This window comes from Proteus sp. G4380, assembly GCF_963885725.1.
Taxonomy (GTDB): Bacteria; Pseudomonadota; Gammaproteobacteria; order Enterobacterales; family Enterobacteriaceae; genus Proteus; species Proteus mirabilis.
Genome location: NZ_CAWPAV010000020.1, coordinates 21,796 through 28,268, shown reverse-complemented (window position 1 = coordinate 28,268; position 6,473 = coordinate 21,796). Strand labels below are relative to the sequence as shown.

4 protein-coding genes are annotated in these 6,473 nt (G+C 37.3%); all 4 read left to right on the top strand.

Annotated elements, in window-relative coordinates; all coding sequences use genetic code 11:
- Positions 1 to 577: 577 nt before the first annotated feature.
- Positions 578 to 769, top strand: a complete 192-nt coding sequence (gene bcsR / locus AACU98_RS01085; protein WP_012368241.1) for a BcsR/BcsP family cellulose biosynthesis protein — start codon at positions 578 to 580, stop codon at positions 767 to 769.
- 8 nt (positions 770 to 777) lie between these two features.
- Complete coding sequence (locus AACU98_RS01080) at positions 778 to 1,509, top strand: cellulose synthase operon protein YhjQ/BcsQ (RefSeq protein ID WP_017627923.1); 732 nt, start codon at positions 778 to 780, stop codon at positions 1,507 to 1,509.
- A gap of 5 nt (positions 1,510 to 1,514) precedes the next feature.
- Positions 1,515 to 4,112 (top strand): UDP-forming cellulose synthase catalytic subunit, encoded by a 2,598-nt coding sequence (gene bcsA, locus AACU98_RS01075; protein ID WP_161735369.1) that lies wholly within the window; start codon positions 1,515 to 1,517, stop codon positions 4,110 to 4,112.
- 66 nt (positions 4,113 to 4,178) lie between these two features.
- Positions 4,179 to 6,470 (top strand): cellulose biosynthesis cyclic di-GMP-binding regulatory protein BcsB, encoded by a 2,292-nt coding sequence (gene bcsB / locus AACU98_RS01070; RefSeq protein WP_161735367.1) that lies wholly within the window; start codon positions 4,179 to 4,181, stop codon positions 6,468 to 6,470.
- Positions 6,471 to 6,473: the final 3 nt, after the last annotated feature.

Genomic DNA, 6,473 nt, shown 5'->3' with positions numbered 1-6,473 from the left:
TTATATAATAGACATAAATTTTATATTTGTGTTGTTATTTTAAAAAATAAATAGCAACACAGAGTTATCTTATTTTCCCATATCCGAAACCAAACAAAATAATCACAAATAGATCAATTAAATTAACATGAGCATTACAAAACAAACACCACAAGAACATAAAGCTAAAAAATAAAATGAAAACAAGAATAAATAGATGATTTAACTAATTTAATGGTATTTTACTTGATAAAAATCAAATCTTTTTTGATCATCCAAAAAAGACTACCTTAGAATTTGTTATAAATAGGTAATTTACAATTATCTTATATTTCATTTTTTTGACTAACAATGGTTTAGTTATTATTTAAATGAATTTATTGAGAATATTATCATTGTCAAAGAGGGTTATTATTCATTCCCAATGGAGTTTAAATTCGTATATTTAATTTATGTATTTATACGTAATTGAAATAACTATTTTTAAGGCATATCCTTAAATAAAGAATATTAATATTTTATTTAACACTTACCCCTTCTCTAGCTAAGAAAAATAAAATTACAGATTAAGAATTTATTTTCATATGAGGGTTAAAAAATGGAAAATAAAAAAATTATTCGCTCGGAGATAAAAAGAGAAAAAGAGAGTACAAACCAAGATATAAATAAATTAAAGAAATTATTTTCAATAAACAACTATCACTATAGAGATATTAATAACGAAGAAAATCAACATAGCCTTATTTATCGTTGGCCATTACTCAACACATTTAATTCAATAACTAAATGAGAAAAACTATGCCACTAATCGTATTAAAAGGGCTCAGAGGTGGAGTAGGAACCACCTCAATAACCGTTGCACTGGCTCGCCAATTTCATCACCATAAATACAATGTCATTGTTATCGATAACTGTGTGAATAATATCTTACATTTCTATTTTCCAGAAAAATCACAAGTCACCACATTAGGACAAGCACTACTCGCGCATACCCCAATAGAACAAGCGATTTGTGATTATCAAAACGGTTATCAAATTTTACCTTTTGGAGTCGTTAATTCAGAAGATAAATTGCATTTGCAAGCATCTGCCACTGCCAACCAACATCTGCAGCATTTTTTTACCGCTTTTACTCAACAATACCCAGACACTTTAATTTTTCTCGATTTACAACCAGAGCACGATACCCTTTTTAAATCATGGGTTGCGAAAGCCAATATCGTATTAACCGTTACCACACCTGAAAGTAACTGTCATATTCGGCTTAACCAACATACCTTTGCTGCCAATGAGTATATTCTGGTGAATCAATTTTGTGCCACTAGCCAAATCCATCAAGATTTTTATCAATTTTGGCAAACCAGTCAGTTTCCTTTCTGCCCAATAAAACTTCATCGCGATGAAGCATTATTAGAAGCCTGTGCTTCACGCTTACCTTTATATGATTACCGCGCTAATTGCATGTTAGTTGAAGAAATTAATCAACTTCTACAATGGTGTTTGCCTTTATTGTTAAGCAAAAAAGGATAGCCACAATGTCAACCATCGATTATCCAGAGAAAAAAGCGTCCCGCTCGATAAGGCAACAGGCTACTATGCAGTCGCATATCTTAACCCGTTATTACAAATTTTATCGTCATAATGGGGCTTCATTCAGTGCGGCTATCGTGAATGAGCTTTTCTGGGTATTAATGTGGCTCTTTTTGCGTATGGAATCCCCTTTTTGGCAGAAAATAGCACAAAAACAACAACAACTATTTCCTCATATTAATCCGCGTCGCCCTAAATTATGCGATCCGATCCGATACTTATTACAAAGTATTTGGCTTATTTGCCATTATTTGATGCTCACCTTGGTGAAAAAACCGATTCAATTTATTGTCTATATTAGACAGTATTATCAAAATCTCTTTGCTCGCTTATCTCCTGTTGCGCGAGATATGATCCATCATAAGAAAACAAACACGCCACTATGGCAATACGCTCTATTATCGCTCGTTGCTGTTTTTGCCATTTTTATTATCTTATTAAGTATTACTCAACCTTTTGATTTAAAACTACAATTTGTTTTTGTTCTCGTGATTTGGCTGATAGCCTTAGCTATCCGCGATATCCCTGGCCGACTGTCTTCTATTACCATTATTATTTTATCGCTGACTATTGCTTGCCGATATATTTGGTGGCGCTATCAATACACACTCTACTGGGTGGATAATCTGAGCCTTTTCTTTGGGATCTTACTATTACTGGCTGAAACCTATGCATGGATTGTGTTATTTCTTAGTTTTATGCAATGTATTTGGCCACTCCATCGACAACCTATTTCAATGCCTCAAGATACAACACAATGGCCTACTGTCGATATTTTTATTCCCACATATAACGAAGCGCTACAAGTTGTAAAACCAACACTTTATGCCTGTTTAAACATTGATTGGCCTAAAGATAAATTAACTATCTATTTATTAGATGATGGCTCTCGCCCTGAGTTTGCGGCTTTTGCTAAAGAAATTGGTATTCGGTATATCACTCGTGAAAAACATGATTTTGCCAAAGCCGGTAATATCAACCATGCATTGAGCAAAGCCTGCGGAGAATATGTGGCTATTTTTGACTGTGACCATATTCCGACACGCTCATTCTTACAATTTACTATGGGCTGGTTTCTAAAAGACGAAAAAATGGCATTGGTACAAACACCACACCACTTTTTCTCTCCTGATCCCTTTGAACGTAATTTAGGCAATTTCCGCGAAACACCGAATGAAGGCACGCTTTTTTATGGATTAGTGCAAGATGGTAATGATACTTGGAATGCAGCTTTTTTCTGCGGCTCCTGTGCTGTATTACGTCGTTGTGCTTTAGATGAAATTGGCGGGCTGGCAGTTGAAACTGTGACCGAAGACGCACATACCTCATTACGCTTACATCGTCATGGTTGGACTTCTGCTTATATTCGTATCCCTCTTGCCGCAGGATTAGCAACAGGATCACTTTCAGCACATATTGGCCAACGCATACGTTGGGCAAAAGGAATGATACAAATATTTCGTTTAGATAATCCACTCTTTGGCAAAGGGCTGACACTGCCACAGCGCTTTTGTTACCTCAATGCCATGTTGCACTTTTTATCAGGCATACCAAGGATAATCTTCTTATTAGCACCACTAACGTTCCTTATCTTTCATGCCTATATTATTTACGCACCCGCCATCGCTATCGCTTTGTATGTCGTGCCTTATTTATTACACATTTGGTTAGCCGCGACCAAATTACAAGGTCCTTATCGCCACTCATTTTGGGGAGAGATTTATGAAACGATTTTAGCTTGGTACACCACTCGCCCCGTATTAAGCACCCTATTCTCACCTTATAAAGGTAAATTTAATGTCACAGAGAAAGGGGCAATCATGAAGAAAAGTTTTGTCGATTGGCAAATTAATCGCCCCTATATTCTGTTTCTTAATCTTAATTTGTTAGGAATTCTATTTGCTTTCTGGCGTATCGCAACAGGCGATCCCGATGAAAGGTTAGCCGTACTCATGTGCTTAGTTTGGGTATGCTATAACTTAGTATTACTAGGTGTTGCCATTGCTGTTTCTGTAGAAGCAAAGCAAGAGCGCCAGTTCCCACGGGTACGTCTAAAAGTGCCCGCAATGCTATTACTCCAAGACGGTTCGCTTTATTCTTGTCAGCTCAATGACTTCTCTGATAATGGCTGTGCCATTGTATTACCAGATAATTTTACAGTTCCCTTATCTTGTCACCAAGAGATCACCGTTATTCTCAAACAAAATCAACGTGAATATGCTTTTGAAGCACGTATTTTACGGATTGATAATCGCATTATTGGCTTACAACTGCTTAATATGGATACACAAAAATCCATTGATTTTACCGCCTGTACTTTTGAACGAGCCGACACTTGGGCTAATTGGCAACACGCTCTCCCTGCCGATAATCCACTGAATAGTTTAAGAAATATCATTTATATCAGTATGCAGGGCTATAACACCTTACTTAAACGCGCCCCGTATCTTGTTTACCTCTTATTTCGTTTATTAGGGCAGTGTTTATTGTGGCTATTATCGCTACTTCCACGACGTGTCAATGTTTCACAAATATTTCATTAATCTTAACGGTAAAACTCAGCTTTTTGGGAATTTATTAATGAACAATAAGATCTATGGGTAATAATAATGAAAAAATATTTTCTACTATTCGCCTTACTTATGCTTTCCGGTTTAGCTTATAGTGATGACGAAAAAGAAGTGCCAGCGGTTATAACGGAACAACCTTTCATAACGGTTGAAGAAGAGAAAGTCACTTTAACATCACCGGATCAGATAATCCCATCTCGCCAAGAAACACGACTATTTGCAACAACAGCACCTACTTATGGAGCTCTAAAATTACAAGGCGCTAGCCCTGATGGTTATCTAGAATTTGGTGTTCGTAGTGATGAATATGTTTCACAGGCAATATTAGATCTAGAGTTTACCCCCTCGCCTTCATTACTGCCTATAGAATCACATCTTAATATCTATTTAAATGATGAGATCATGGGCGTGATCCCCCTGAAAAAAGAAGAACTCGGCCATAAAAACCACATTACATTACCGCTCGATCCACGGTTTATTCAAGATTTTAATCATTTAAAATTTACTTTTATCGGCCATTACCGAGAAATTTGTGAAAACCAAGCCAATACCACCTTATGGCTTGATATCAGCAAAAATAGCCAACTGCATCTCACCTATCAATCATTGAAATTGAGTAACGAATTAGCCAATTTCCCCGAGCCTTTCTTTGATAGTCGCGATTTTGGTACTTTTACCTTACCTATGGTGTTTAGCCAATCCCCTAATCTTACCCAACAAAAAGCGGCGGGAATACTCGCTTCTTGGTTTGGTACACAAGTCGATTGGCGCCAGCAACACTACCCTGTGTATTACAATCAGTTGCCCAATCAACACAGCATTGTATTTGCCACTAATAAACAACGCCCCAACTTTCTTAATACACATGCCAATGTCAATGCTCCCACCATTGAATTAGTCTCACACCCAACGGATCCTTATGTAAAACTGCTGTTAGTAATGGGTCGTGATGACAATGACTTAATTACCGCCGTCAATGGTATTGCCCGGGGACAAGTTATTTTTAGAGGGGATACCGTCACCATTAATGATGTCAATCTATTGGCACCACGTGAACCTTATGATGCACCTAAGTGGGTACAATTAAATAAACCAATCTACTTTAATACCTTGCAAGATTATCAAGGTCAGTTGCAATCTCGTGGACTAGAGCCTGCTCCCATCACACTCAATATGACCTTACCTCCTGATTTATTTATGTTTAATAATACAGGACTACAGATGCAATTGCGTTATCGTTATACCGCTCCGGCATTTCAAGATGATTCTCGTATGTCGATTTCAGTCAACGATCACTTTATCAAAGCCTACCCTTTAGAGAGAGATAAAAAAGAGAACTTTATTGTGGCTTATCTACCGTTAATTCAAGGATGGATCGAAAACAAAAATCTCCTCAATATCCCCGCGGTAAAATTAGGTGAACGTAATCAGATCCGTTTCTCTTTTGACTATACAAATCCGATCCCCGGAGGCTCCGTTGATCAATGTATTACTTATCACCCAGTCCCTAACACGGTAGCATTAGATGAATTATCAAGCTTTAATTTTACTGGTAACTATCGCCACTATATTGCTCTACCTGATTTGCGTGTTTATAGTCATGCTGGGTTCCCATTTAGCCGTTATGCCGATTTGTCAGAAACCCTTATTTATGTCAACCAATCCCCTTCACCTGAGCAATTAACAACGTTATTGATATCATTAGGTAATATTGGTGCACAAACTGGCTATCCCGCGTTAAATGTCTCTTTAACTGCATCATTAGAGGAATTATCAAAACAAGAAGCTGATTTATTATTAATCGGGACAATTCCCCCAGCACTCAATAATGATAAACAGATGAATGTCTTGATTGATAAAGCACGTAGCGAAATTACACTGCCATCACGTGAAATCACCATTTTTAGTCATACCAATTATCAAGATCTAGATAAGCGCCCAGATAGCAGAACATCTTTAACATCAACCGGATCACTCGGCACTATTATTGGTTTTCAATCTCCGTTCTTTTCACAGCGTAGTGTCGTGGCGCTATTAGCCGATAGTCCCCAAGGTTATCGATTATTAAATGAAGCGATAAGTGATAGTGGTAAACGTGATGCAATGCATGGCTCTGTAGTATTAGTCAGAGAGTCTGGTGTCCATAGTTTACGTGTTGGTGATACCTATTTCGTCGGTTATTTACCTTGGTGGGAAGAGGTTTGGTATGTTTTTGCTTCGCATCCTATTTGGCTAGGGTTAGCTGCCATTGTCGGTATTGTGCTTATTTCTCTTCTTATTTGGCAAGCAATGAAAATAAGAAGCCAACGTCGTCTTGCGGATAAGGAGTAAGTT

Coding starts and splice junctions, on each gene's coding strand:
- bcsR (WP_012368241.1), top strand. CDS start 578: ATGGAAAATAAAAAAATTATTCGCTCGGAGATAAAAAGAGAAAAAGAG.
- bcsB (WP_161735367.1), top strand. CDS start 4,179: ATGAAAAAATATTTTCTACTATTCGCCTTACTTATGCTTTCCGGTTTA.
- bcsA (WP_161735369.1), top strand. CDS start 1,515: ATGTCAACCATCGATTATCCAGAGAAAAAAGCGTCCCGCTCGATAAGG.
- AACU98_RS01080 (WP_017627923.1), top strand. CDS start 778: ATGCCACTAATCGTATTAAAAGGGCTCAGAGGTGGAGTAGGAACCACC.